Source organism: Paenibacillus sp. LC231 (assembly GCF_001860525.1).
Lineage (GTDB): Bacteria > Bacillota > Bacilli > Paenibacillales > Paenibacillaceae > Paenibacillus_AQ.
On the sequence record NZ_JFOM01000009.1, the window covers coordinates 177,224 to 203,869 of the forward strand.

24 protein-coding genes are annotated in these 26,646 nt (G+C 45.3%); 16 read left to right on the plus strand and 8 right to left on the minus strand.

From position 1 onward, the window contains the following. Nucleotides 1–2 precede the first annotated feature (2 nt). Both AK95_RS05925 and AK95_RS05930 read left to right on the plus strand, forming a co-directional pair. Nucleotides 3–1,430: a response regulator transcription factor gene (locus tag AK95_RS05925; protein WP_071219049.1), complete on the plus strand. Its 1,428-nt coding sequence runs from the start codon at nt 3–5 to the stop codon at nt 1,428–1,430. A 2-nt stretch (nt 1,431–1,432) separates the two neighbouring features. Continuing rightward, entirely contained in the window at nt 1,433–1,930 is a 498-nt protein-coding gene (locus AK95_RS05930; RefSeq protein WP_235613011.1) for an AAA family ATPase, read from the plus strand. Between the two features lie 115 nt (nt 1,931–2,045). On the opposite strand, the gene AK95_RS05935 is transcribed toward AK95_RS05930, so the two are convergent. Next, on the minus strand, nt 2,046–2,330 hold the full coding sequence (locus tag AK95_RS05935; RefSeq protein WP_071219051.1) for a hypothetical protein: 285 nt from the start codon (nt 2,328–2,330) through the stop codon (nt 2,046–2,048). A 1,032-nt stretch (nt 2,331–3,362) separates the two neighbouring features. On the opposite strand from AK95_RS05935, the gene AK95_RS05940 reads away from it, so the two are divergent. Then, a complete protein-coding gene (locus tag AK95_RS05940) occupies nt 3,363–4,259 on the plus strand; it encodes an AraC family transcriptional regulator (protein ID WP_071219052.1) in 897 nt (298 codons plus the stop codon). Nucleotides 4,260–4,284: 25 nt separating this feature from the next. Then, a complete protein-coding gene (locus AK95_RS05945; protein WP_083397531.1) occupies nt 4,285–4,749 on the plus strand; it encodes a GNAT family N-acetyltransferase in 465 nt (154 codons plus the stop codon). 78 nt (nt 4,750–4,827) lie between these two features. Here AK95_RS05945 and AK95_RS05950 read toward each other — a convergent pair whose 3' ends face one another. Genes AK95_RS05950 through AK95_RS05965 form a run of 4 tightly spaced genes read right to left on the minus strand, consistent with a single transcriptional unit; the run spans nt 4,828 to nt 7,359 of the window. Beyond that, nucleotides 4,828–5,568, minus strand: a complete 741-nt coding sequence (locus AK95_RS05950) for an ABC transporter permease (protein ID WP_071219053.1) — start codon at nt 5,566–5,568, stop codon at nt 4,828–4,830. Continuing rightward, on the minus strand, nt 5,565–6,476 hold the full coding sequence (locus AK95_RS05955; RefSeq protein WP_071219054.1) for an ABC transporter ATP-binding protein: 912 nt from the start codon (nt 6,474–6,476) through the stop codon (nt 5,565–5,567). The genes AK95_RS05950 and AK95_RS05955 overlap by 4 nt, the downstream gene beginning before the upstream one ends. Before the next feature lie 17 nt (nt 6,477–6,493). After that, nucleotides 6,494–6,904, minus strand: a complete 411-nt coding sequence (locus AK95_RS05960) for a DUF3021 domain-containing protein (RefSeq protein ID WP_071219055.1) — start codon at nt 6,902–6,904, stop codon at nt 6,494–6,496. After that, on the minus strand, nt 6,901–7,359 hold the full coding sequence (locus AK95_RS05965; RefSeq protein WP_071219056.1) for a LytTR family DNA-binding domain-containing protein: 459 nt from the start codon (nt 7,357–7,359) through the stop codon (nt 6,901–6,903). Before AK95_RS05965 ends, AK95_RS05960 begins: the two co-directional genes overlap by 4 nt. A 256-nt stretch (nt 7,360–7,615) precedes the next feature. Here AK95_RS05965 and AK95_RS34050 point away from each other — a divergent pair, with 256 nt between their 5' ends. The 4 genes from AK95_RS34050 (at nt 7,616) to AK95_RS05980 (ending at nt 10,617) form a co-directional block, all read left to right on the plus strand. Beyond that, nucleotides 7,616–7,768, plus strand: a complete 153-nt coding sequence (locus tag AK95_RS34050) for a hypothetical protein (RefSeq protein WP_162487535.1) — start codon at nt 7,616–7,618, stop codon at nt 7,766–7,768. A 140-nt stretch (nt 7,769–7,908) separates the two neighbouring features. Further along, a complete protein-coding gene (locus AK95_RS05970) occupies nt 7,909–8,781 on the plus strand; it encodes an SDR family oxidoreductase (protein WP_235613012.1) in 873 nt (290 codons plus the stop codon). Between the two features lie 134 nt (nt 8,782–8,915). Continuing rightward, entirely contained in the window at nt 8,916–9,623 is a 708-nt protein-coding gene (locus tag AK95_RS05975) for a DNA alkylation repair protein (protein ID WP_071219057.1), read from the plus strand. A gap of 430 nt (nt 9,624–10,053) precedes the next feature. After that, the gene (locus AK95_RS05980) at nt 10,054–10,617 is read left to right on the plus strand and encodes a histidine phosphatase family protein (protein ID WP_071219058.1); all 564 of its coding nucleotides are present in this window, start codon (nt 10,054–10,056) and stop codon (nt 10,615–10,617) included. 132 nt (nt 10,618–10,749) lie between these two features. Here AK95_RS05980 and AK95_RS05985 read toward each other — a convergent pair whose 3' ends face one another. Further along, nucleotides 10,750–12,132: an ADP-ribosylglycohydrolase family protein gene (locus AK95_RS05985; protein WP_071219059.1), complete on the minus strand. Its 1,383-nt coding sequence runs from the start codon at nt 12,130–12,132 to the stop codon at nt 10,750–10,752. A gap of 95 nt (nt 12,133–12,227) precedes the next feature. Beyond that, nucleotides 12,228–13,088, minus strand: coding sequence for a helix-turn-helix transcriptional regulator (locus AK95_RS05990; RefSeq protein WP_071219060.1), 861 nt, complete (start codon nt 13,086–13,088; stop codon nt 12,228–12,230). 306 nt (nt 13,089–13,394) lie between these two features. Between AK95_RS05990 and AK95_RS05995 the strand changes: the two genes are divergently transcribed. From AK95_RS05995 to AK95_RS34720, 7 genes are all read left to right on the plus strand, one after another. Beyond that, a complete protein-coding gene (locus AK95_RS05995) occupies nt 13,395–15,059 on the plus strand; it encodes an extracellular solute-binding protein (RefSeq protein ID WP_071219061.1) in 1,665 nt (554 codons plus the stop codon). Between the two features lie 114 nt (nt 15,060–15,173). Continuing rightward, nucleotides 15,174–16,079 carry an ABC transporter permease gene (locus AK95_RS06000; RefSeq protein WP_071219062.1) on the plus strand — a complete coding sequence of 302 codons (906 nt, stop codon included), beginning with the start codon at nt 15,174–15,176 and terminating at the stop codon, nt 16,077–16,079. Between the two features lie 37 nt (nt 16,080–16,116). Then, nucleotides 16,117–17,001, plus strand: a complete 885-nt coding sequence (locus AK95_RS06005; RefSeq protein WP_201259359.1) for a carbohydrate ABC transporter permease — start codon at nt 16,117–16,119, stop codon at nt 16,999–17,001. Between the two features lie 40 nt (nt 17,002–17,041). Further along, on the plus strand, nt 17,042–18,772 hold the full coding sequence (locus tag AK95_RS06010; protein ID WP_071219063.1) for a sensor histidine kinase: 1,731 nt from the start codon (nt 17,042–17,044) through the stop codon (nt 18,770–18,772). 12 nt (nt 18,773–18,784) lie between these two features. Beyond that, nucleotides 18,785–20,467, plus strand: a complete 1,683-nt coding sequence (locus AK95_RS06015; protein WP_071219064.1) for a response regulator — start codon at nt 18,785–18,787, stop codon at nt 20,465–20,467. 96 nt (nt 20,468–20,563) lie between these two features. Beyond that, nucleotides 20,564–21,838, plus strand: coding sequence for a Gfo/Idh/MocA family protein (locus AK95_RS06020; protein WP_162487536.1), 1,275 nt, complete (start codon nt 20,564–20,566; stop codon nt 21,836–21,838). Between the two features lie 317 nt (nt 21,839–22,155). Further along, on the plus strand, nt 22,156–25,065 hold the full coding sequence (locus tag AK95_RS34720; protein ID WP_235613013.1) for a DUF4855 domain-containing protein: 2,910 nt from the start codon (nt 22,156–22,158) through the stop codon (nt 25,063–25,065). A 162-nt stretch (nt 25,066–25,227) separates the two neighbouring features. On the opposite strand, the gene AK95_RS06030 is transcribed toward AK95_RS34720, so the two are convergent. Next, entirely contained in the window at nt 25,228–25,926 is a 699-nt protein-coding gene (locus tag AK95_RS06030) for a MerR family transcriptional regulator (RefSeq protein ID WP_071219066.1), read from the minus strand. A 151-nt stretch (nt 25,927–26,077) separates the two neighbouring features. Here AK95_RS06030 and AK95_RS06035 point away from each other — a divergent pair, with 151 nt between their 5' ends. Continuing rightward, nucleotides 26,078–26,566, plus strand: a complete 489-nt coding sequence (locus tag AK95_RS06035) for a DUF6022 family protein (RefSeq protein ID WP_071219067.1) — start codon at nt 26,078–26,080, stop codon at nt 26,564–26,566. The last annotated feature ends 80 nt before the right edge of the window (nt 26,567–26,646 follow it).

Consider the following 26,646-nt stretch of genomic DNA (forward strand, 5'->3'; position numbering starts at 1 on the left):
AAATGATCCATGTTCTCATCGTAGACGACGACAAGCTTGTACGTAAGGGACTGATGTCCTTTTTACCCTGGGAATCGTTCGGAATGAGAGTTGTAGGCGAAGCAGCTAACGGGGAGAAGGCGCTCGATTTTCTAAAGGCAAATCGGGTAGATCTGTTAATGACCGATTTGGCCATGCCCGTGATGTCGGGTATCGAATTAATTCGGGTTGTACGCAAGTTATATCCGAATATCGCGATCGCCGTGCTGACGCTTCATCAGGATTTTGAATACATCCAGGAAGCGCTGCGACTGGGTGCCATTGATTACATTGCCAAAGTAGAGCTTGAGAAAGAACAGTTCGAAGAAGTGTTTCAGCGCATCCACTCGCGCATTGTGGAAGAGAAGCAGAAGCACAAGAATGAGTCGCATACGATAGCAGCGGTTTGTTCTTCTGATACGGCCTATGCGCTATTGACATTCCCGGATGAGCCAATAACAAGCAGTATGGTTGCGGATTGCGTTTCCTTGGGCTGGATAGCCGAATCGGAAGGCTCTATTCTGATGTGGCTGACGGATCTTGCCAAGGAGCTTCAGCCTCAAGGCCATTACGAAGAAGAACCGTTGCCGCCGCTTCCAAACGGAACGCGCAGCTCCGGATGGCATATGGTGCGGATACGGCTTACAGCCGGTTTATCTCCATCCGATCTGCATCAACGGATACGGGCTTACAGGAGCAGAGATTTTTTTTACGACTGCGACGGCAATGAGCCCTATCCGATTGAGAAGTCTGTCATGGAGCTGTTGGCTGAACATCCTGAACCGGGAGAAGAGGAGACGGACACGGTGAAGAAATTAATGCACGCCTTTACTTGGGTCCATGACGATGAAGCCTTTGATAAGCTTTGTAGTCGATTAAAAGAACTGCGAATACCTGTCTCCAAACTAATGCAATGGATCTACGGATTTATAGTTGACTGGAACCGGCTATATAGAGCGATACAACCTGATGATATCAAGATGCCTGACACATTTACGTGCTGGCGGGAGGTTACGGACTGGCTGAAACATTTTAGGGGAAATGGGATAACGCTGTCAGGCAGCCTGCAGCTGAGCCCGGAAGTAAGCGGCAGTATTATGACCGCGGTCAAGATCGTGCACGATGAACTGGAGTTTCCGTTATACGCCGTCGATGTCGCGAAGCGGGTCAATCTGAGCCGAAGCTACTTCTATCAATGTTTCAAAGAAATCGTAGGCTATTCCTTCAATGAATATCTGCGCAAGGTACGAATCGATAAAGCGCGGGAATATCTGGAGCAGACGGCCAGGCCAATTGTCTGGATTGCCAAGCAAACCGGATACGAAGATGAGAAATATTTCAGCAGAACTTTTCGAGAGCAGACAGGCATGCTCCCGAGCGAATATAGACAGCAGTATAAGTCGAGGTCATAACAATGGAAAGTGAATTTCCTTTATTTATCGTAACAGGTGCAAGTGGCTCTGGGAAAACATATGTTACCAAGGAATTGCGGAGATTGATGCCTGATTTTGATATTTTTGACCCTGATAGTCTTATTGAATTTATCGGGCACGATTGGGAGAAAATGCGAAATATTTGGCTGCGGGTTGCACGCAATATCGCTGAAAATGGACGCATGACTATAATATGCGGAACAATGATGCCGTGGGATATTGAAAAATGTGCGGACTTTCCTTTTTTTAAGCATGTATATTACCTAAACCTGCATTGTGATGAGGAAACGCGCGAAAAACGTCTACGTGAAAGAAATTGGGCGGATGAAGAGATTCAAAACCACAAAAACTTTGCAAAACGATTGCTTGAAATTGCCGATGAGGTCTATAACCCACCTATGCCTACTATTGATACAACGGTTACTGATGTAACCGAGGTTGCCTCTCGGATAAGAGAGTGGGTTCACCAATACGCTTGAAATAACGGGAAACGATAGGCAGCCGATCACATGGAGATCTGCTGCCTCTTGAATGTTGGAAAGAATTATAGACCGATATTGTCACAATGAGGATAATTCTATTTCCGTACGAACCTTACTTTGATTTTTTTATATTTGATTTTTTTCGTTTTATTCCTTGGAAAATCAGCATAAATCCCATTAAGAAAAATAAAATATTGACTGAACTTAAAGACTGATTTCCTAAAAAATCCTGAATTAAAACATAAGATTGGATAACCAAGATAATGGATGCATATAAAAAATACATATTGCATTTGTCTTTAAATTTCCGGCCAAGTAACTTAATTATCATTGTAAAAGCAATGGCATAAATGGTGATTATCCCCACAAGAATAAGAGCTAAGATCGATATGTTCATAAAATCAGCCCCTTACATTAATTGTTAATTTCATTTTATTACATTATAGGTTTTATTCTAACAGCAATCACCCTAAATTGGCGGAAATTGAAAATTATCTGCTTTTTTAGCCGAGTATGATGAGTGGAGCTAACCCGATGCAGGAGGAGTAAAAGAAGTGAAGCCTGTAAGTGATGGATTTGAAACAATGTGAGGTTCTATTGAGGCATTTCATCTGATTCAGTTTTTTTATGTAACAAAGGGTTACACTTACAAAAATTAAAAAATCGAAGGAGAAGTGGGATGTCTAAATATATAAAAGCCATGACTTTGAGCACAACTATAATCCTCAATAAGCCATGATTTTGAAATTATTCTTTGCTTTACTTCTTAGTATACCGTTTACGATTATAAATTTCAGTGCATACCTGAAAGGCAACACACCTTCAACTATGAACTTAGTGAGCACTGTTCTCTTTTTAATTTTGTGGATGTCATGGGGAGGTTACACTAATTATAGGGACAAACGGAGCATGCGCTTTGTTAAGTTCAGCTCTTTTTACTGTTTTGTCTCTGTTGCATGTGTTTTTGTTATGTATCTTATAGATTCAATACTTTTTTCAATACCAGTTGGAATATTTATTATAGGACCGGTATATGGGTTAAGGTATTTCTTCCCCTCGGTTTCATATGAAGCATTTGGATACATCTCTGGAATAATCGTGTATGCTTTCAGTTTGGTTGGTTCCTTTATCGGATATGTAATAAGTAAAAAGCAGCACGAGAGTAGACAGTAATGGGACTGACCCCATACCGTGAGACAAACTAAAAATACCTTCAAGAGAATGCAACCATGTCGTAAGATATGGAGACAACCTTGGAGGTTTTTTGCATGGTTAACAAGAGTCAATGATCCGGTCGAAGTAAAGAAGAAAGCCGCTGTATCTGTCCCTGCTGAATGAGGAGAGGTGATAATACCAACTTACTTGAGCATAAAAAGTTGCGATACAAAGTCGCTGTTAATCTATACTTCGATTGAGAGGAGGGATAGAAATGGATTGGCTTACGAGGATGAATCGGGCATTGGATTATATTGAAACAAATTTATCCGGAGAAATCGACCTGACGAAGATAGCAAGCCAAGCTTGCTGTTCGTCTTATCAGTTTCAAAGAATGTTCTCCTTCATTACGGATGTTACACTGGCGGAATATATACGACGCAGACGGCTTACTCTTGCAGCGATTGATTTGTTGAATAGCGATACGAAAGTGATTGATATCGCCATTAAGTATGGTTACGAATCACCGGTTTCTTTTGCAAGAGCTTTTCAATCGATGCATGGTGTCAATCCAACCACGGCTCGTCAAGAAGGTGTCGCGTTGAAAGCATATCCACGGCTTACCTTTCTTATTTCAATCAAAGGGGTTGAGGCGATGAATTATCGGATCGAAACCAAGGAATCTTTCCAAGTATTTGGCATTGAAAGAGTGTTTCAAACAAGCGGTGATGGCGATGGACCGAGTACACCAGGGGGATTATGGCAACAATGCCATGCCAATGGCGAAGTAGAGAGACTTACTGCCAATGCGGGTGAATTGCCTGTATATCTGAGTAAGGATATGTATAAAGTGCATGCAGTGTGCAGTTATCGAAAAACCGAAAATGATACGTTTCCGTATATGCTGTGTTCATTTAAGAGCGATTCCAGTAAAACAGATGGATACTTGGAAATAACGATCCCTTCACTCACTTGGGCAATATTCCCATCAGAGCTGTTTACATGGGATCAATTTAATGATTCCATCGAATCGTTATACCACCGCTTTTATTCAGAATGGCTTCCAACAGCAGGATACGAGCAGGTGGCTGGAATGGAATTCGAAGTCTATGGAGGCAGAAATGGCCTTAATTTTGTAGAATTGTGGTTCGCGGTACGAAAAACCTCCTGAATGATAAAGACATACAGAGCGCTGGATCATCCATAGAGGGATAAATACCGTCTTTGGTACGGAGAGTTTCACGAATATCGAACAAGCAGAAGAACTAATTCGCAGATGGAATCAGAGATTTGAGAATAATCAAGGAATTCGCTGGGGAATCACCTTGCGGTCGGAAGACTGTGTAATTGGAACTTGTGGATTTCATGATTGGACGAAGAATCATGGCAAGATTGAAATCGGGTATGAACTAACACCAGAATATTGGCGGCTAGGTATTATGACTGAGGTGATTCCGAAGATAATTGAATTCGGATTTAACAATCTTGGATTAAACCGAATTGAAGCGTTTGTAGAACCAGAGAATATGGGGTCAAGAAAGGTGCTTGAGAAGGTTGGGTTTAGGGAAGAAGGGATATTAAAGGAGCATTTTTATTGGAGGAATCGGTTTGTTGATAATGTCCTATATGCATTGCTTAAGAAAGAGTTTAAATTTCGTTAAATAGTAGTAAAACAAAGGCCCAAGAATTGCAGGGAAACTCAAAGGGCCTTCACTTTGAAGATGTTCTCCTTATAATATTCACTTCCCGCTCCAACGGAAAAACCGTGTAGCAAGCACTACAGATAAAATCGCAATGCCAATCAAAACAGCAGCTTCAAAGCCGTATTCCGTAATTGGCGCTTCTGTCCACGTCCCCCGCAGCAACTGAATGACGTAATAGAGCGGGAGTATTTTCGCTGCATATTGAAGAACCGTCGGCATCAACTCCAGCGGAAAAGTCGCCCCTGACAGGAACAGCATCAGGTTTAGAAATAATGAACTGATTGCGGAAGCAGCCTGAGTGTTTTTTGCTAAGGAAGTCAGAAATAAAGCAAACGGGAAGAAGGCCAGGATGCTAATAAGCAATGAAAGCAGGGTGCTTCCGATATAGGCCGGCAGGGTTAAATCATAGAACAGCATGCCAAAGACCATAAGAAGCATGGCGGAGATAGCAAAGATGACGGTCCCTTGAAAGGTATGGGCGGCGAGGATTTTCCATGGCTGGAGCGGTGTTGATTGATATCTTCTTAATACGCCCGTTTCCCGGTAATTGGTTAAAACAGTTCCCAGGGTAAAAAAGGAAGTGGTTACGATATTGACGCCAATCCATGAAGGAACAAAATATTCCGCAAAAGCCTGTTGGCTCATGTTATCTCCAACAAACATGGAACCAAACAGCCCAATCATTACTACTGGAAAGAGGAACGTCCAAAACATGCTTAAACGGTCCCTAAAGAACATTTTCGTTTCTATACTGGCGAGTTTTACGATTGCGTTCATCCGATCTTCTCCTTTTCTAGGTACTGAACAAATAAATCATCAAGAGAGCCGTTCTCAAACCTGAAGCTGGACAAAGGGATGCCTTTTTCCTGACAGTAACAGAAAATGTGATAAGCCGTTGTCTGCTGGTCATCACAAAACACTTTGAATTCGGCTTGATTCTTGTCAACACGCTCCACACCGGGAAGCGAGCTTAAATATCCGGGACCAAGTTCTTCGCTGATAAAGGCAAGACAGCCAGCAGCACCTTGGTTTAATAATTCACGAGGGGAGTTCAAAGCTTGCAATTGGCCGCTGTAAATCATCGCTACCCTGTCGCACAGCTGCTCAGCTTCTTCCATATAATGCGTGGTTATCACAATGGTACTTCCACGGTCTCTTAACAGTCGGATCAATGACCACATTTCCCGCCTTGCTGAGGGATCAAGCCCCATGCTCGGCTCATCAAGAAATAAGATTTCAGGCTCATGCAGAGTGGCTAAAGCAAGAGTTACCCGCTGTTTCCATCCGCCGGATAAGTCATCGAACTTTACGTTCAGCTTTTCGCGTAAGCCAAGCAATTCTACTAAATAATCTTTTTGCGTGGCGTTATCGTAAAATGAAGAAAAGAGATCCAGCGCTTCTTTTACTTTCATTTTCTTCTGGATCGAAGTGGCCTGAAACTGGACTCCAATTCTCTTGTTTAACTCCCGAAGCTGCTTATTGGGAACAAGTCCAAGAACTTCAACCGCCCCATGGCTTGGATCAGAGATTCCTTCCAAAATTTCGAGGGTGGTCGTTTTCCCTGCGCCGTTTGGCCCGATAATCCCGAAGATCTCACCTCTGTAAACATCAAAGGAAAGATTCTTTACTGCCTGGGTCCCGCCAAAGTTTTTCGATAGATTTTTAACTGTAATGACACTCTCCATGCTGATCCTCCTAATATTCAATGTCTTCTAAGATCTTTATTCAGCTTTTTCGATTCATTTTTAAAATAAAGATAAAACCCAATCCATCCGATGGCGTAACCGAAAATAGAGATTGCCAGGTATATCAAAAAGTTCCTTACACCAATCTGAATCCAGCCAATCCATAGGCCTAATATAAAGTACACGATGGTGACTGTTAGAAAGTGCAGGGCTGTCTGCATGGGCAGGCGAAGTGAGCGGATCTTAAAATAGAGTGGTGTGACAGTAAACAGCCAGCCGCAAAAAATATAGCCAAATGCATCTTTAATAAAAAGCAGCCCGTCTATTGTCGATTGTCCACCAAAATAAATAAGCGCACTTGTAGTCATAACAGCAATAAAAGCCCCGAAGAATATGCCGATGATGCTTCTGAAAATAAATGCATTCATTTCGTTTCCCTCCGGTTCATTTTTAAAACTTCTTTAATTCGGCTAATGTAATGACGCGAAACATATTCTTTCTCACCTGATTTAAAGTGAACACAAAGGGTCCCGTTAAATGATGGTTCGAAATGGCTCATTGCATACAGGTTTGCAATGACAGACTTGGAGATCCTGATAAAGCGATGGGAAGGAAGGGAGTTTTCGAGCTCATATAATTTTTCTTTCACTTTAAAGATTCCTTCTGAGGTGGCGGCTGTGACCACATCGCCTTCTGTACGAAAGTAGTGTATATCCTCGTGCTTAATTAAGTGTTGGTTCTCTCCATCTTTTCCGACGATCAAATCCGTGTCATTCTTATTGAGGTACTCGAGGATCTCCTGGATGGCTGGGGTCATTTCTTTGCAGTGAATCGTCACCGTGGTTTCTTCGTTGCGCGGGTTGATGTCGAGTAGGATTTTCATGTATAGACGGCTCCTCCATTCCATACGCTTTATGAGTTTAGTATAGATGGCGATTTTTCAATTGTCATTAAAACAAAGGCGACCCACAGGAACTGAACAGTAAGATGCATGTATCGGCGTCCGTCCTGCAGGATAAAAAAGCGCAAGCGGCTTTTGACCTCGAGGGGGGGAGGCAATGGTGATTGCATGACAACCATATAGTTAGTATGCTAATCATAAACTCACGATAACTAAATTGGACGGAAAGGGAGAAAGCGTGAAAGAGAAAGAAGAAAACATCGGTTATTTGTTGAACAAAATCACGCAACAACCCGACGATGTCGGGCATTGTGGAGAGATTGAAGAGAAAGGGCCTACTACAGTCAACGCCACCCCCCCCAAGATTGCAGATCGTTCCGCGTTTCTCTGACGGACATGATCTGCAACTTTGTGGATAAATAATAAGAACTTACAATGCAGGAGGGAGAGAATAACAATGACTCACAAAAAGAATTGTAGCGCCTATATCGGTGCCGGCTTCATTCTGCTGCCGAAGCTGGTACGACAAGCATGATGACATCATCGGGCAAAGTGTTAGTGACGGGCGTTACCGGCAACGTGGGGATGTATGTTGCCAAGCATCTGATTCGACACGGGATTGCAGTGAAAGGAGCGACAAGCAGGCCGGAAGCGGCAAGGAGCGTCGTGGACGAGGTGGTTGAGCTGGTTCGCTTCGACTTCGAGGATACGGCGACCTTTGATGCCGCCTTGGATGGAGTGGAGAAAGTTTTTCTCATCCGCCCTCCCGCGATGTCTGATCCGAATGCCATGAAACCTTTTCTAAACCGGTGCGTCAGCAAATGCATTTCGCACATCGTCTTTTTGTCACTGCTGGGCATCGAACGCAATCCTTTCCCGCCGCATTACAAGATCGAGAAGATGATTAAAGCGTCCGGTATAGCCTATACATTTATGAGGCCAAGCTTCTTCATGCAGAACCTGAGTACGACGCATCAGACCGATATCCGGGAGCATGACGATTTGTTCATCCCAGCGGGGAAAGCGAAGGTCAGCTTTATCGACACGAGAGATATTGGAGAGGCTTCGGCCCTTGTGTTGATGGATTCAGAGAACCATCAGAATCGGGGGTATACACTAACCGGATCAGAGGCGATAACTTACCAGCAAGCCGCGGATATATTAAGCGATGTACTGGACCGTCGCATCACATATTCCAATCCTTCTTCTGGCACTTTCAAGAAAACGATCATCGCCCGCGGCATTCCGAAGGAGTTCGCAACCGTCATGACGGTGCTGTACTTGACGACCAAGCTCGGCATGGCTAACAAAGTGACGAGCGACCTTGAGCGATTGTTAGGCAGGAAGCCGAGGACCTTCCGGCAATTTGCGCAAGATCACATGAGTTTCTGGCAGAGATCGTAACAAGGATGATAGTTATTAAAACAGCTAAGCGAATCATTATGGAAGGGGACGAGACGACAAGCTGGCATTCATTTTGCTTTCTGAAATACGAACCACTCAAAGGTTAAATATATGTTTGGGAGCGTGAATAATAGATGACCTATGAAGAAATTATGCTGGCATTGGCTGGCATGGGCAGTGAGCAGACGAGAAGCACTTATATTCGACATGGTGCGAAAGAGCCGTTCTTCGGCGTTAAAATCGGGGACATGAAAAAGCTGGTTAAGCATGTGAAAAAAGACCAAGCTCTCGCTCTGCAGCTCTATGAATCCGGCAACTACGATGCGATGTACCTGGCGGGGCTTAGCATCAATCCGAAGACGATCACCAAAGAACAGTTGCAGCATTGGGTGGCAGGAGCCAATTGGCATTCGCCTGCCGAGTATACGGTAGCGAGAGTAGCCGCGGAAAGTCCGCACGCGCATGACCTGGCGGTGGAGTGGATTGATTCGCCGGAGGAACTGGTCGCTGTAAGCGGATGGAGCACATATGCCAATTATGTATCGGTTGCGCCAGACGAAGCGCTCGACATGGAGGAGATACACAGTTATTTGACAAGAGTGCGCGACACCATCCACGACGAGCGCAACTGGGTCCGCTATGTTATGAATAATTTCGTTATTTCGGTCGGTGCATACGTTGAGCCATTAACGGAGGAAGCGAAGGCAGTCGCGGAGGTGGTCGGTAAAGTGCATGTGGATGTCGGCAATACGGCATGCAAAGTGCCGCTTGCGACGGAATATATCGGCAAGATCGAGGCGATGGGCCGTATCGGCAGCAAGAAAAAGACCTGCATTTGTTAACGCAATAGCGGAGGCGGATGTGCGATCTAGTCTCCAGGGTTTCCACTAATAGTATGGCTGGCAAAGTAGCCGGAGTCCGGCAACGCCAGGAAAACCTGCGCACTATGGCAAAATCGCGCCGACGATTCAGATACATATACGCTACATTATGTGGCCTTGCATTTTGATGAGGTTCGTCATTGTCAGAAGGGATATTAAATATTCATTTCGCCCCCCTATAGGTAGAGTGGAGAAGAGTACAATGGAGAAGAGATTTCCTCAATGTCCGCTAGTTTTTCTGCAAGCTACACCAGGGGAGAACATCGCTTTTAACCGTGTTTTGGTATATCTAGCAGATTCACATAATCTAGTGTGACAGTTATCGGAAGGCAAAAACATATTTCCCATAACGAACGAATAGGGGAATGAGATGAGCAAAGGGAGGGCAGACATGGAATTCATATTTATTCGGCATGGTCATGGGGAACATCTCAACGATTATCCAAATCGGTTAAATACTCTGCATCCTAGTCTTACAGAATACGGAAAATTTCAAGTAACGCAGCTACGAAATGAAATTATAATTGATCCTGATGATTTAGTTCTTGTAAGTCCAACAAAACGTACAATTGAGACGGCAAACATAATAAATAATGGTGTGGACTTCATTGTTTCTCCATTGGTTGGTCCGAGAATGTTTCCTCAGAACCCCGAACTTCCTTTTTTAGCATGTGATCACATCCTTTCTATAGCTGAAATTACAAATCTATATGGAGATACTAAAATTCTTGATTTCAATTTGGATTGCTGGAAAGAAGGGATTAATAGGATCGAACAAGATATTTTTGAAGGGTATGCTAAGCGGTTATTAGATTGGATCGGGGAGAGCTATAAAAAAGTAATCATGATTTCACATGATGGCACGATAACGAATTATCGGATATTGCTTGGAGAAAAAGAATTGACCCGAAAAGATTTTCTCGGTGAGGCTGGGGTATATCGAATGAAGTTGTAGTCTGTTAGTCGCTAAGTGTAAAAGAGTCGGAAGGCTCACGTAAGGTTCGCGAGAGTCTAAAAGTGAAACTCCATCTGGCTACAGAGGAAGGAGGCTAGCTGCCCCCTCCAACTGGATTCATCCTTAATCATGTTAATGCTGCAATTTTCGGAAGACACGATAGCTTCTTTGAGCGCATTCGGAGATGGCAATGGGGTGGAAGCCACTGACATCGGCATACAACGTATCGTTTAGCGGCGAGATCCACTTCGCAGGAAGTGCTGCCGCTCCAAGCGATGCGCCAAGAATGGAACCGACGGTGGCGCCATTGCAATCGGTGTCCCAGCCTCCAAGTACGGCTGTCGTAATGCCTTTTTCAAAATCGCCTCCGGAATGAATGAGCGCAGCCGCGCATAATGCAGCATTATTATTGGTATGAACAGGGTGATAGTGCTTAAATGCTTCCCATATTTTACTCACCAATTCTAATGTGTCTTCCGTTTCCTCGGCAATGTTGACCGCTAAAGCGATATCTTCAGCAAGACGGCTGTGTTTCGGAATTTCACTCAATCCGATCTCAACAATTCGCTTCATATCACCTTCAACGAATGCGGCGGCAATCATAGCTGAGCAAAACATGGCACCGTAAATACCATTCTTCACATGAGAGAAGGAAGCGTCCCTCCAAGCAAGCTCAGCTGCAAGCCGGGGCTGGCCGGCAGCACCGTATGCATAGCCGTCCACACGGATCTGGGCGCCGATCCATTCGCGGTAAGGATTTAAATAAGAACGACCCCAATGGATATGTTTCTCCCAGTCGTCTGGCTGATCGCCGCTAATATGTGAAGTGACACGAGCGAAATTAAGATAGGACTTCGCTTCAGCCGTGAATACCTGCCCGAAGGACAAATGACGATGCCACAGCTTGCCCACATCCCAGGAGTTGAAATCAAGTCCTCGCTCCTCAAGCATGAGCAGGCCAAGAACGGTATAACGAATATCATCGTCCGTTTCCATATAGCGAATGTTATCCCGGCAGCTGGCCAAGCTGCTCCACCTTGCGATCTCGATACCGTACTCGGCTTCTGCAGTTGATTCGCCCGGTGTATAGTGGCGAATCGGCCATTGTCCTGCGCCTTCGAACCACAACTTAACATTGTGCCAACCGGGTCTTCCGCCGGAGCCTTGCATGAAGGAAGGAGCTTCGAGAGGTTTTCCGAGCGCACAACCAGCCGAACGGCCAAGCCATGCACCATGAAATTTATCCTGCCATTTAAGCTCATCCCAGTTTCCGGACAGGATTCTCGGTCCATCCGGACGTTCGGCGCGAATGGCTTCCAATTCCGACGGCTCGAAATACTTGAAATCCGCATGTGGTTCAAGAACCATTAAAGCCTGATATACTTCCATTAGCTTTGTTTCGTTTGTGCCGGCTGCTTCGAGTCCTTCGGTCATCCCCTCAACATAACAGCCTTCTTCTCCGCGCTGTTTGATTTCGTCGCGAACTAATTCCCTCAGTCCAATCCATTTCGTCATCACGATTGCCCTCCTGAAATCCATGTAATCAAAATATGCCTTGATTATAACCAGTCATGACGACAAGGGCTTCTCAAATCATGAACGTGTTATTCTCATTTTTTGCTCATTTTCGTAACCCCTATAGATTGCCGATAACGGACCGGAGACAGGCCGACAGTCTCTTTAAAAACGCGGTAAAAGGTCGGCAAGCTTTGAAAGCCGCATTCGAATGCAATATCAGCAACAGCTTTGTCCGTTCCTGCCAATTCACGCTTGGCAGCCTGGACACGCAGCAAGGAAACATATTCCGAGAAACGATAACCGGTCGTTTCCAGAAACGCCCGACTCACGCGCGAGATGCTTAAACCAAGTTCATCAGCCAATTCCCCTAAGCTAACCGGCTCGTGGTAACGATGCTCGACCAAAGCGGCCAGTGATTGCGCCTGGCGAACGGAGTGTACCATATGATGACGCTCTTTATCGGTTAGCAAACCGCCGTAATGTCGAAGAAGACGGCCGCACAGCTGAATGAGCGCGCTTTTGGCCATTGCTAAATAACCCGGGGACTTCTCCCGCAGCTCTTCCGCTATAGCCAGCACCCAAGGCGTAAGCTGTTTGGCGAGGGGCGAGCCGCCCATAATATGATTGCAAAAATGAGTGGAGCGATAGGAAAACGGCAGCAGCAGACCGGGCTCCTCCGCTAGCAGCAGCGCGGGATCAAAGTTAACAAATAGATAGCGGCTCGGGTCGTCTGGGGCAGATTGGGCAATATGCCGCTCTTCATTATTGACCAGGAATAAGTCGCCAGGATTGGCTGCATATTGTTTGTTGCCAAAGAAAAAATAGCCTTTGCCTGTTAAACAGAGGCCGATCTCCAGACTCGCGTGCATATGAGGCGGCTGCCGATACGTGGCAGGGGTCCATTCGAAAGCATTGATAGGAATGGGATGGTCATAAGCAATATGAAGTTTCATAATGATCCAATGCCTCCAGACAATCATGAATTTATATGCTAAGTATATAGACAAGGGATGACTTCAACCAGATACTGTTATTTACGTTCATACATGCATTTTGAGGTGTTTCTAAATGAAAAGTAAACGCTGCCGTTGTATAAATGAATCACGGTAATTATTTGCTTTTTGCCTGGTGTCAAGAGGTGTATACGAAAGTAAAGACTAGTATATAGAACAGCGGGGGGCTTCTTTCTATACTGGAATTATGAAAGACTGCAATACAATTTGCAGAAAACTAAACGAAATGTACCGGAGGGGTAAAATTTGAAGAGAAAAAAAGCACTTGTCATAATCTCCTTGACGCTTGCATTAGCGATTACAGGCTGCGGCTTCAAAACGTCGTCTGAGCCAAACCAACCATCTGGAAATTCCAAGGAACCGACCCAAACGACAAGCACAGGAAACAGCAAGGATATCATTGAGGTTTCAACGGTTTCGCCAAGCGATCCTTACTTAAAATTTGACGAAGGTGAAGACTTCGACAAAAACTCCGTTTATGACGCTTATGAACAAGATCTCGGTGTCAAAATTACAAACAAGTGGATTGCAGATATCAGCCAATTTAAAGAGAGAGTAAAAATTGCGATCGCATCCAACGATCTTCCGGATTTCTTGCTTGTAAACGCTGCACAGCTTAAAGAGCTTACGGAAGCGGATATGATTATGGATTTAACTGAGATTTATGATCAGCATGCTACGGAAGAGACAAAAAAGTTTCTGACCATGGACGGCGGCATGCAAATGAAAACAGCGATGATCGACGGGAAAATGATGGGGATCCCAAGCTCCTACAACCCGTTCAACTATCAATTCTTGTTCGTTCGTACCGATTGGCTGAAAGAACTTGGCCTGCCTGAGCCTAAAACAATGGATGATTTCATTGAAATTGCCGAAGCGTTCAAAGCGAAGAATCCTGGCGGTACAAAACAAGCTTACGGTATTGCGGTCAGCAAGAACCCTTTTAGCACAGAGACAGGCGTTACCGGTCTGAGAGCGTTCTTAAACGGCTATCATGCTTATGAAAACATTTGGATGGAAGACGGAAACGGCGGTTTGATGAACAGTGATATTCAGCCCGAAATGAAACAAGCTCTTGCAGCGCTGCAAGACATGTTCAAGAAAGGGTTGATCGATCCTGAGTTTGCGGTCAAAGATTCGGAAAAAGCCGCAGAGCTCATCTACGACGGCAGCATCGGCATGGTATTTGGCGCTTCCTGGACACCGGCGCAGCTTGTGCAAGGGGCTGTGAAAGACGGAAAGGTGGTTCAAGAATGGGGAGTGTACCCTATTCCTTCCATCGATAACAAGCCTACTTTGAATCAAATTGGCCTTGGCGTTGACGAGTACTATGTGATCTCTAAAAAAGCCAAGCATCCGGAAGGCGTAATCCGTTTGCTGAACCAATGGATCGTTGTTGACAATCATCCGACAGATGAGCAGAAGGTATACACGTATGGCAAAGACCCTGTGGAAAAAGGCAACAACTACTGGCTGCTTAACCCGCTTCGTGTAGGCAAACAGTTTGACAATAACGGCGAAATCCTGCCTAAAGCCATTGAAAACAAAGACGAAAGCATCCTTGAGACTGTAGACCAAAAAACGCGTTATGCACGCGCCATGCAATACGTTGAAGGCGATACAAGCATGTGGTGGGAGTATATAATTTCTGGTCCTAATGGAGCCTTTTCGCATATTCCAGAAATTCAAAAGAACAAGCAATACCTGCAAAACAAATTCTACGGCGCACCTACGCCGACGATGGCAGACCGTCAAGAAATTTTAACGAAGAAACGTGATGAAATATTCATCAAAATCATAATGAACCAAGTATCCGTAGACGAATTCGATACATTCGTTGAAGAGTGGAAGAAGCTTGGCGGCGATGAAATCACGAAAGAAGTTAACGAGTGGTATCAATCGATGAAATAGGATCTGTAGCGCAAAGGAGGGATTGAATCTAGGCAATCCCTCCTTTTTTCAAGAACTATCAGGTTCTTGAGCAAGGCATGCACAGCATGATAAGTGAATCAGCGAGGTGAAAATATGAAGAATCTGACGCGCGTCTGGAAGAAGGAATGGCCGCTTCATTTGATGCTACTGCCGGGTTTGGCTTTTATTATTATTTTTAGTTACATTCCGATGTCAGGAATCATGATGGCTTTTCAAAAGTATGTGCCGAATAAAGGATTGTTCGGCTCCCCGTTTATCGGATGGAGGAACTTCCAGCTGTTAATGGATTACCCGGATATCGGCCGTATCTTTTTTAACACGGTATATATTGCCGTAATGAAAATCGTTGCCGGTTTGTTTGTGCCGATCACCATTGCTATTTTGCTTAATGAATTGCGTAGAGAATGGATGAAAAGAACGTTCCAAACCTTGGTCTATCTGCCCCATTTCTTATCCTGGGTACTGCTGAGCGGGATTTTGGTCGATATTTTGTCTCCTTCCTCCGGCATATTGAACCAGTTGCTTGGATGGTTCGGCATGAAGCCGATTTTCTTTCTTGGCGATAATAACTGGTTCCCTTATGTCATGGTTATCTCCGATGTATGGAAAGAATTTGGATTTGGTACCATTGTTTATTTGGCCGCACTGACAGGAATTAATCCTACGCTTTATGAAGCCGCTCAAATCGATGGTGCGGGCCGCTGGAAACAAACGCTTCACGTGACGCTGCCGGGAATGATGCCGATCATTGTACTTATGCTTACGCTTAATATCGGCAATGTCCTGAATGCAGGATTTGATCAAATCTTTAACCTGTACAGCGCACCGGTTTATGAAAGTGCCGATATCATTGATACTTTCGTCTACCGTATGGGGATCCAGCAAGCCCAGTTCGGATTTGCCACAGCTGTCGGCTTATTGAAATCCGTCGTATCCTTTATTTTCATTTCCGTATCCTACGTACTCGCATACCGACTAGCGAATTACCGTATTTTCTAATAGATGAAAAGTCGGTGATTCAGAAAGGAGACTGACCGTGGTTATTAAACCGTCATTCGGAAGAAGGGCTTTTCTAGTTTGCAATCTCATCTTTCTTGCGTTTATATCTTTTTTGTGCTTAATGCCGATCCTTCATATTTTGGCGATTTCGTTTAGCTCGGGTTCGGCGGCGGCAGCCGGCAAGGTTGCGCTGTGGCCTGTAGAGTTTACAACGGCGGCTTATGATAACGTGTTCGGCAAGCCTGAGTATGTAAGAGCCTTTGGCATTTCGATTCAACGGGTTGTTGTCGGGACGGTATTAAGTATGTTGTTAACGATTATTACAGCTTATCCTTTATCCAAGGATCGCCATACGTTTCGTCTAAGAACCGTCTATGCATGGATATTTGTTTTCACGATTTTGTTCAACGGCGGACTCATTCCTACCTATTTGACAATTAAAAGCTTGGGACTTATTGATACTCTCGGAGCGTTGGTGCTACCTATGGCAATTAACGTGTTCAACGTCATCCTGCTATTGAACTTTTACCGCAATCTGCCCAGGGAGCTTGAGGATGCTTCACGGATTGACGGAGCCGGGCATTTTTCAACACTTTGGAAAATATATGTTCCGCTATCGTTGCCCGCACTGGCAACAACGGGGCTGTTTACGATGGTAGGGCATTGGAATAGCTGGTTCGATGGCATGCTTTATATGAATCATCCGGAAAATTACCCGCTGCAAACCTTCTTGCAAACCGTTATTATTAAGATGGATTTCCGATTTCTTAAATCAGAAAATGTGGAACTCATGCTGCAGCTGTCTGACCGTACAAGCAGGGCGGCACAAATCTTTGTTGCGGCTTTCCCGATTCTTATCGTCTATCCATTCTTGCAGCGGTTTTTCATCAAGGGCATTGTAATGGGAAGTGTAAAAGAATAGACAAGGAAGGTCGTAGATCTCGGGCACAGGAGAACAAACGATGAAAAGTATATTCTTGTTACAGGATTCCTCTATATTCAAAAAAATTATGGCTGCCTTTTTGGCGGCCTTACTGCCGCTTATGGCGATTACCTGGATGATGAATGAGCAAGGGGCCAATCATATCCGCAGTGAAATATCCGATTCGATTTTGAATACGACAAGGTTTTATTTAGAATCCCTGGATCAGGAAGCAGACCGGATCAGCCGATATTTGCCTAACTACGTCATGGACAGGGATTTAATGGAAGTGGCGGCGACTGGCGAGCAGATGAACTCCTATGAGCGGTCGTATAAAATATTGGATATTCAGCACCGCCTGGATTTAATGAAAAATTCCAGTCCGTTCATTCGCGAGGCGAAGGCGTACATTCCGCTTATCGAGCGCACGGTGCTGAGCAACAGCTTTGAAACCAAGTTGAATGCGAAAGAATATGAAGCGATGCAGCCGGACAAGAAGCTTTATACGGAGCCCTTTATTTACTGGCAGGACCGGCTGTTTATTACGATGCAGTACCCTGCAAGCAAAAAGAACCCGCTCTATGTGGTAGGCGTAGAGCTCTCAACCGGCAAAATTAAAGAAACATTAGCGCAAATCGGCAATAGCAGGGGAGGCCAGACCGTATTGTTTAATCTGGAGCGCGGCTGGGAAATCAATAGCGGCTCAGACCTTGAATTGCATGATCTGATGAAGCAGCTGGCTTTTGAGAAGCAGGCAGCGAAAATAGATGAAGGCTATGATACGATCCATTTTAAGGGTAAGCGCTATCTAACCGTATTCAAGTATTCCAGCCTATGGAATTCATACATGGTAACAAGTATACCGGAAGAGATGATCCTCGGTTCGCTCGAGGTATATAAAGCTTTGTTTTGGTGGGCTTGCGCGCTTGCCGTTTTTATTTTTTTATTCTTTACCTATTTTTTAATCCGGTTAATCTATCGTCCATTGATCAAGCTGGTACGTTCCTTCCGCCGCATGCAGCAAAACGAGCTGGAGCCGATCTTGATCGACCGTAGGAAGGATGAGTTCGGCTATTTGTACCAGGCTTTTAACGATACCGTGAAATCTTTGAAAACACTGATTGAGGAAAATTATGAGCAGCAAATTCGCAATCAGCGATCGGAGCTGAAACGATTGCAATCGCAAATCAATCCTCATTTTTTATATAATTGCTTTTTCGTGCTTTGCCGCTTGATTAAATCCGACAGCCAGAAGGAAAAAGCCTACCAGTTCTGTTTATACATCGGGCAATATTTTCAATTCATTACTCGCCATCATGATGACGACATCCCGCTGGAGATGGAGCTTGAGCATTCCCGTACTTATGTGGAGATGCAGTCGATTTGTTACGGGGATCGAATCCAAGTGCTGTTTGAAGCCGAAGCCCAGCCGATTGAAGTCCCCCGATTGATTTTGCAGCCTATTATTGAAAATGCTTATAAGTACGCCCTCGGCAATATGCGCGGCACGGGCGAGCTATGGGTTCACAGCAAGCTGCAAAATGATGCTTTTTACATTTACGTTGAAGATAACGGCGAGTTCATGACGGACGAGGAGATCGAAGCGCTTGGCAAGAGGCTGCGTTATTCAACGAACCAGCTTGAGGAGACAACCGGCCTGCTTAACGTTCATCGCAGAATTCAGCTTCGTTATGGAGAAGCGTATGGGATTACCGTATCACGCTCTGAGCTTGGCGGGCTTCAAGCTATTATTAAACTGAGCATGAGCTAAGGAGGAATCGCCATGTACAGGCTTTTAATCGTGGATGATCTGCCGATTATTGTTGATGGTCTTCTGGAGTTGTTCGAGAAGACGGAGCATTTGGAGCTTGAAGTCATGAAGGCCTATTCCGGCGAAGAGGCGCTTGAGGTGATGTCACATCACCGGATGGATATCGTGATTTCGGACATTAAGATGTCCGGCATAGAGGGCATCGAGCTGCTGCAGGAAATCAAATCGCAGTGGCCGGCGTGCAAAGTTATTTTATTGACAGGATTCAATGATTTTCACTATGCGAAGAACGCCCTAACATTTGGCGCCTTTGATTATTTGCTGAAAGTGGAAAGCGACGAGAAGATCATTCATACCGTAGAACGGGCGATAGAGGAAATCGAAGAGGAACAGGGTCAGGCTCAAATGATCTTGCGGGCCCAGTCCAAAATGAGAATCGCGATGCCTTCCTTGCAGAAGGAATATATTTGGGGTTTACTACAAGGCAAGACGATGACGGGGAAGCAGCTTCGGGACGCTTTTGCGGAAATGGACATCCCGCTCGACGCATCGCTGCCTGTCTATTTACTGATAGGCCGGATCGATGCCTGGAAGGAAATGTTCACGGCGCCGGACAAGGCTTTGCTCGCTTACGCTCTTCAAAATATCGGCGATGAGTATTTATCTGCGCATGTGCGCTGCTTCTCCGTCGTATTTGAGATGAACAAAATGGTATGGATCTTTCAGCCTAAAGCCGGCCCGGAGATAACGACGGATACCGGAACGATGGAATGGACCCGGGCATACCGCTATGTGAGCGGCAATTTGGAGACGATCCAGGCGACCGGCAAAAAGCTGCTGAGCATATCCGTATCGTTTCTTATTGGCAGCGAGGCTGTCCCATGGGATCGGCTGTCGGATCGTTTTCATGCGATGAAATACGGTCTTATGCAAGGGCATGGCTTATTCCATGAAGTCATCATGACAGATCAAGATATTCAGAAATCCGAAGAAAAAGAGAAGGCGAAAAGCTATCATGACAGCTTTTTTCACGCACGTGTACAGCTGCTGATGAGCTGTCTTGAAAATAATCACCGCGAGCAGTTTAATCATCTGTTTGTTGAATTGACAGACATCTGGAACGATCCGGATACTCCTTATGAGCGCAAGGTTGAGTTGTACCATTTCCTATCTGCGGTATTTCTGGCGCATTTGCACAAAAATAAAGATTTGCGAGACTATATGAATACCCAGATTAATTTGGATAAACTGTTCCGGCAGGAGAAGACCGCTTCATGGACGGAGCTCATTCCATACTATTGGCAAATGGCGGACTGCTTTTTTGAATGGAATGCGCTTAGAGGAACTGAGCTGCCAACGGAGGTCGTCAATAAGGTGCATCGCTATATAGAGGAGCATATTGCGGATGATATATCCCTAACTGCTCTTGGGGATTATGTCAGTTTGAATCCATCCTATTTATCAAGGCTTTACAAGCAGATAACCGGAATCGGACTGTCTAAATACGTAAATGATTACCGCAATGTCATAGCTAAGGATATGCTGCTCAATACATCCATGAAGGTCAATGAAATTGCCGCCAAGCTCGGCTACAATTCCGCGCTTGCATTTATCCGCTTCTTTAAGAAGCAAAATGATATGACACCGCAGGATTTTCGGACGGCCCGCACCGAAACGATGCAGCAAGGTCAATAATTGTATATGGAATGTAAGCAATGATCTATTTTGATGCGCGGTGTCACCCCTTACAATGAAATTAAGATGCAATTGTACATGCAAGGGGGACTAACATTGAGAACATTAACGGCTGTACTATTAGGCGCAGGCAGTAGAGGAAGATACATCTATGGACCGTATGCGGAAAAATTTCCGAATGAGCTGAAGTTTGTTGCAGTAGCCGAGCCAGATGATGAACGCAGACAACGTTTTGCAGAGATTCATCAAATCGCGGAAGAGCAGGTTTATCATTCTTGGGAACTAGCATTCGAGCAGGGGAAAATAGCCGACGTGATGATCATCTGCACGCTTGATCGGATGCATTATATACCGACATTGAAAGCGCTGGAGCTTGGCTACCATGTCATGCTGGAGAAGCCGATGTCGCCGAATGTGCGGGAATGCATAGAATTGGAACAAGCTTCCCTTAAGCATAAGCGTTTGCTGGTGGTCACGCATGTACTTCGCTATTCGCCGTTCTGGTCGAGCATCAAGAGATGCATCGAGGATGGGGAACTGGGTGCCATCGGCACCATTCAGCTGACAGAGAACGTAGGCTATCACCATATGGTTCATAGCTACGTACGCGGCAATTGGCGCAACTCCGAGGAAACAAGCCCGATGATTTTGGCCAAATCCTGCCATGATCTGGACCTCATCTCCTGGCTGATGGATGAACCGTGCACAGCGGTCAGCTCCTTTGGCTCATTGCTGCATTTTAAAGCCGAGAACGCGCCGGAGGGTGCAACGGACCGCTGCATCGATGGTTGCGAAGTCGAGAGGGAATGTGCCTTTTCAGCGATTAAAATGTATTTGGAGCAGCCTGCCGATCATTGGGCGCGCTATATGACGCACGATTTATCACAGGAAGGCATTATCCGGGCGCTTAAGGAAGGACCGTTCGGCCGATGCGTCTATCGCTGCGATAACAATGTTGTCGACCATCAGGTCGTCAATATGGAATTTGCCAGCGGCGCCAACGCTACCTTTATTATGTCGGGATTGACCCAGAGCGCAACTCGCCGTTTGCAGATTATGGGCACGCATGGAGAGATCATTGGCGACATGGATAAAGGCTCATTTATGCTGTACCGCTATTCGACGGGCGAAGAGATTGAAATTAAATGCAGCGTGCAGGGAGACGGCCACGGCGGTGGCGATGAGCGCATGGTGAGCTCCTTCCTTAAGAACGTACATAAGTTCGACCGCAACCCGTCACAAGGCCTTACATCGGCTACAGCTTCCTTGCAAAGCCATTTGATTGCCTTCGCTTCCGAACGATCCCGTTTACAGCAAGGCAGAAGCATCAAGCTGACCGAGATGTATGAGAAGGAAGAAGCGGGCGTTTAATTGTTGAAATCCGCAGAATTTGAATTAAACCGCAACCTCGCCGTATGCGTTGAATGAAGCTACGACGGTGGACGGGAGCCATTGCCGCTGCAGAAGTTGATCTGGCGGCTAATGGTTTACCGTCGGACTGATCTTCAAAGACATTTCGCGAGCAAAGAAGGGAAGGGGGATGAGAATTTTTTATTTTTGAAAGCGATTCCAATGAAGGTTTGTTCCTAATTTCGTGAAAGGGGGGATCCATTCAGGTTTTCATCACAAAACGGGTAATGATTTCAGGCATTTCTACAACATTCGAGAGTAAAAAAGGAGTTGACCAGATGATTTTGAATAAGAAATGGGGATCCGCTCTGCTGGCAGCCGTAATGCTGATGGCACCGTTTTCTGCGGTGCAGGCGAAATCGCCTGTTCCGGCAGTGAATATTGCGCAGGCGGGAGTATCTTCGGCAGCGGATGAGACGCAATTCCGCAATCTTGCGGCCGGCCTCCCATATGAATGGTCCGAGGAGCCTGAAACGTCGCGTCCTGACGATGGGTATAAGCTTACGGACGGACAATACGGAACATTGGATATGAATGACCCGGCATGGGTAGGACATCAGCGTGGAAAAACGAGGGAAGTCGTCTTTGATCTCGGTGAGGAAAAATCAATAGGAAAGATTACAGCACACTTCTTCCAAGATTATCCTACCAACTCGATCCTTGTACCTTTGACGGTATCCATGTATGTCTCCGACGATAAAGAAAATTGGGGACTGCTGTCCCATAACGCCACCCAGCTGCTTTGGGGGGAAGGACCGCCAAGACAGGAAACCTTTGAATGGGACGGCAGCCGGGATGGAATCAAAGGCGGGAATACGGACGGCAAACTGGCTTATGCCCGTTATGTCAAAGTCACTTTTACGATGCATCCTACACAATGGTCATATATTGATGAGATTGAAATTCGGGGAACCGATGGACAAGTTGACGGATCCGTAAAGGTCCCTGCCGAGCATCCGCAATTTATGGCGCCGGGAGAAGCCACTGCAGGCATCCGCAATCTCGGGCTGCTTTATAATGGGTATTATGCAGATGGTTTAGGTGATTGGAGTAAAGAGCGGATCATCCCGAACATCAGTTATGTGGATAAAGAGGGCAATCCGGAAGATTGGCTGTTTGACGGCATTTTGTATTTGGGACTTAACACCCCCCAAGGCCAAGATTTTGGTCTGGGAGAAACGAACCTGAATGATTGGAATTGGTATTTGGAAAAAACGTTTAAAACGGATGGCGATATGCAGCATTTAAACGAAGCTACCAAAGAGGTCGCCGAGAAACTGGGCCAGCCGGACCACAAGGAAAAAGTCGTGTTGATGGTTCCAAATCCCGGAGAATCCATGAGAGACTTCGGTGTCATTAACGGAGAACATTTAAGTTTTAACGCAGCTGATGGCGGAGAAGAAGTAGCCTTAGCAAACCGAGTCAAGGCAATAGAGTGGTGGCTTGATGAGGTTGAAAAAAGATGGGATGCTGCCGGGTATTCTAATCTGGAGCTTGTCGGGATCTACTGGCTCGATGAACAAATCAGTACAAGCCAATCGGGTCCGGCTTTACTCCAGGCTGCCAGCGAAAAAATTCATAATAAAAACCTTAAGTTTTTCTGGATTCCGCATTTTATGGGATACAAAGTGTTTATGTGGAAGGACGTAGGTTTTGACAACGTTGCCTTCCAGCCGAACTATTTCTTTGAGGCATTGGATTACGACCGTCTTGAGGATGCCGCGAACCTGGCGAAGCAATACGGCATATCCAACGAAGTCGAGTTTGATGACCGGATGTTGACCGACGGCGTGTTCCGTGAGCGATTTATCGACTACTTGAACAGCGGCGTTGAAACAGGCCTGATGCAAAACGGATACAGAGCCTATTATCAAGGGAACAATGCCGTTTACAATGCGGCGGTCAACCCGGATCCTTCCAATCGCGTTTTGTATGATTGGTTGTATCAGTATGTGAATGGAACCTATGAAATCAATAATGCGGCTCCGCCGGAGGCAGCCGTGCAAATGAATGGACAGCCTCTTCAAAGCGGCGTTTTGGTAAATGAAACAGAGCCGCTCCAGTTTACGTGGAAGTTAAAGGATGACGATGGCTTGACGAAAGTGACGGCTCAGTTTGACGGCAAGCCTTATACGGCCGGAACTACCTTGAACCTGATGGGCGCACCCGGAAAACATGAATTGCTTGTTACGGTAACGGCAGGAAAGTCGCAGAAAACGTCTTATATCATCAATGCCCGTGCAAATGCGGACAGTATGAAAACATCGGTAAACCGATTTGTAGAACAAAATCAATTTACGAATGCCGAAGCGCCACGTTCTTTGAACAATTATCTGGAGTTGATGAAACGCTACGAAGGAACGGATGCAACACAGTTCGACAAATATCTGAGAGGATTTAACGCGAAACTTGATATTTTGATGACAGATGGCGTTATAAAAGAAACGGCGTATAGCGTACTAAAGGAAGACGTTTATTACCTGATTGGAGACTTGGCGCACAATAAAAAGGTGGAAGCCTCTTCGGTAGAAGGCGGCAGCCCGAACTTGCAACCTGAGAAAGCGGTGGACGGATTTCCAGCGACAAGATGGGCCAGTGATTACACGAATAACAGCTGGTTTCAGGTCGATCTTGGCGAATTCAAGGAATTCGATAACGTACGAATGAATTGGGAATATGCGCGTGCTAAAACCTACAAACTGCTTGTATCTGACGATAAGCAGAATTGGACCAGTCTGATCAAGAACAACGAGGGAATCATTACGGCACGTGACGGAAAAGAAACGCTTCATTTTGAGTCGGTTAAAGCCAGATACGTCAAATTCCAAGGGCTCGAAAGAAATACGGATTATGGTTACTCCTTCTATGAGTTTGGCGTGTACAACCTTGCGGGAGGGGATGCGGTAACTCCAATCGATGGCGTAAGAGCTGTGGCAGATGTCGGCGCAGGGAAACTGACGATCGATGGTCTGGTGATGAATGGAAGCAGCCAGTCCAAAGTGAATATGAAAGTGCTCAATTCGAAAGGGAAAGTTACGTATGAAGGCCAGACGACAAGTACAGAAATGGGAAGTTTCCAATTTACCATCAAGCTTACCGGTAACCTGAAGGGAACTAACGTTGCCTATCTCTCAATGGATGGTATGTCGACTCCCGTAAAGTTTACATTTGATTATAAGCCACAGTGAATGATAATGATTTCTCGGGTAAGCGATAATTCGATAACAAACGGGATGCATGATAACTTGTAATTCCTAATGAAAGCCATGGACGCAGCGTTATTTGCACGCTGCGCCTTATGGCTTTTGCTTTTATATCGGTGTCAATGTTATTTTGTAATCTTCTTCACACTAACAGTAGTCTTTAATCAAGCGATATAGAAAATAGAGCGCTCGCATCTGAAGTTTGATCGTTTTGTGCAGGTAAGCCTGAATACGTTCAATAAGCTTCATCGCATGCTCGATGTTCTCTAGTTCTAAGCCCGCAATGGATTGTTTTAAGTACACGGTTTCCTCGGAATAAACAGAGCTCTGAAGTACCTGAATCATCCTAATTTTAAAAAGATGCGCTTCATTATAAAGACGGTAATCGTTATCAGGGTCTCGCATAGCGGTGAACAGGCCGCTTTGCTCCCAGTAGCGGATTACCGATTTAGGAACCCCCGTCCGTCTGGAGACCTCATGAATGCTGAAATATGGGTTAAAATCGTGAGCTCGGCTACCTTCAGAATACGATTTCAACTCCCTTACCAGTTGATCCAAACTTCCTTTTTCCCGATGCAGCATGACCTCTCGATCCCTGACGATCCACAATGCGTCATCCAACTCGTTTCGTCCAATACAATGCATTACCTCGCTCGTTACTTCCATACCGAATCCGGCAGCCATGGCTTGAATACATGCCAGATAAGCTTCATGTCGTTCTGTGTACATACGATATCCATTTGAAGATCGTGCTGCAGGAGGTATCAAACCCTTCGCTTCGTAGTTCCGCAGGGTGCTGCTGCTTAACCCGTATTTTTCTGCCAATTTTTTGGGTCGAAAGCCCATGTTATCCCACCTTCGTAAAAATGCGCAACATTAAAACCGTTGTAATGTTATTCTCGATTATTTATTGATTACCTTCATATTCATCGCTCAAACCTTCCAATTGGCTTTCATGTCGTATGATGGAGATAATCCAATTCAAGGAGGAGTTTATATGACAGTAAAACCAGTATTCCGGTACGACATGACCATTGAGGAGATTGGCGTGGCAGGTAATCAGTATATTGAATCGGTATGGAAAACATTATACGATTCGATGTTTGATGAGTTAACGATCGCTTTTCGTGAAATCGAGGATGCTGCCTATGGGCTTTATTTGGACCAGTTGATGCCCGCACTATATGATAGCCTTAAAGACGCCGGGTTCGAAGCAACGGAGCCCCTCAAGGAGCATGATTTCGTCATCGGGAAATGTTTGCTATTTCGCAATTCGCTTGAAAAATGGGGAACCGAGGAAGATAGGTCCAGAATTTTCTGGAACGTTATACGTAGTACGAATGGTCAACAACCTATTGGAACTCTATTGACGGAAATCCCTCATTCTCATCTGAAATTCGACATTCCAAGGGCACCTGTATTATATTCGCTAAGCGAGCATGAGAGGGAACAAATCGCGCGAGGAATTCGACGGATCAAAGAATAATTTTACCTTCATCGTTTGGCTCCCTTTACAAAGTATATTCATACTGGCAATGGACAAGGCTTAAGGTTAAATAGGCATAA

Bases quoted from the DNA above. Each gene is read 5' to 3' on its own strand.
- AK95_RS05940 (WP_071219052.1), top strand. From the start codon at position 3,363: ATGGATTGGCTTACGAGGATGAATCGGGCATTGGATTATATTGAAACA.
- AK95_RS05970 (WP_235613012.1), top strand. From the start codon at position 7,909: ATGATGACATCATCGGGCAAAGTGTTAGTGACGGGCGTTACCGGCAAC.
- AK95_RS05925 (WP_071219049.1), top strand. From the start codon at position 3: ATGATCCATGTTCTCATCGTAGACGACGACAAGCTTGTACGTAAGGGA.
- AK95_RS05950 (WP_071219053.1), bottom strand. From the start codon at position 5,568: ATGAACGCAATCGTAAAACTCGCCAGTATAGAAACGAAAATGTTCTTT.
- AK95_RS05955 (WP_071219054.1), bottom strand. From the start codon at position 6,476: ATGGAGAGTGTCATTACAGTTAAAAATCTATCGAAAAACTTTGGCGGG.
- AK95_RS05960 (WP_071219055.1), bottom strand. From the start codon at position 6,904: ATGAATGCATTTATTTTCAGAAGCATCATCGGCATATTCTTCGGGGCT.
- AK95_RS06015 (WP_071219064.1), top strand. From the start codon at position 18,785: ATGTACAGGCTTTTAATCGTGGATGATCTGCCGATTATTGTTGATGGT.
- AK95_RS05985 (WP_071219059.1), bottom strand. From the start codon at position 12,132: ATGACGAAATGGATTGGACTGAGGGAATTAGTTCGCGACGAAATCAAA.
- AK95_RS05965 (WP_071219056.1), bottom strand. From the start codon at position 7,359: ATGAAAATCCTACTCGACATCAACCCGCGCAACGAAGAAACCACGGTG.
- AK95_RS05930 (WP_235613011.1), top strand. From the start codon at position 1,433: ATGGAAAGTGAATTTCCTTTATTTATCGTAACAGGTGCAAGTGGCTCT.
- AK95_RS05990 (WP_071219060.1), bottom strand. From the start codon at position 13,088: ATGAAACTTCATATTGCTTATGACCATCCCATTCCTATCAATGCTTTC.
- AK95_RS05935 (WP_071219051.1), bottom strand. From the start codon at position 2,330: ATGAACATATCGATCTTAGCTCTTATTCTTGTGGGGATAATCACCATT.
- AK95_RS06030 (WP_071219066.1), bottom strand. From the start codon at position 25,926: ATGGGCTTTCGACCCAAAAAATTGGCAGAAAAATACGGGTTAAGCAGC.
- AK95_RS06035 (WP_071219067.1), top strand. From the start codon at position 26,078: ATGACAGTAAAACCAGTATTCCGGTACGACATGACCATTGAGGAGATT.
- AK95_RS05975 (WP_071219057.1), top strand. From the start codon at position 8,916: ATGACCTATGAAGAAATTATGCTGGCATTGGCTGGCATGGGCAGTGAG.
- AK95_RS34720 (WP_235613013.1), top strand. From the start codon at position 22,156: ATGATTTTGAATAAGAAATGGGGATCCGCTCTGCTGGCAGCCGTAATG.
- AK95_RS06000 (WP_071219062.1), top strand. From the start codon at position 15,174: ATGAAGAATCTGACGCGCGTCTGGAAGAAGGAATGGCCGCTTCATTTG.
- AK95_RS05980 (WP_071219058.1), top strand. From the start codon at position 10,054: ATGGAATTCATATTTATTCGGCATGGTCATGGGGAACATCTCAACGAT.
- AK95_RS06010 (WP_071219063.1), top strand. From the start codon at position 17,042: ATGAAAAGTATATTCTTGTTACAGGATTCCTCTATATTCAAAAAAATT.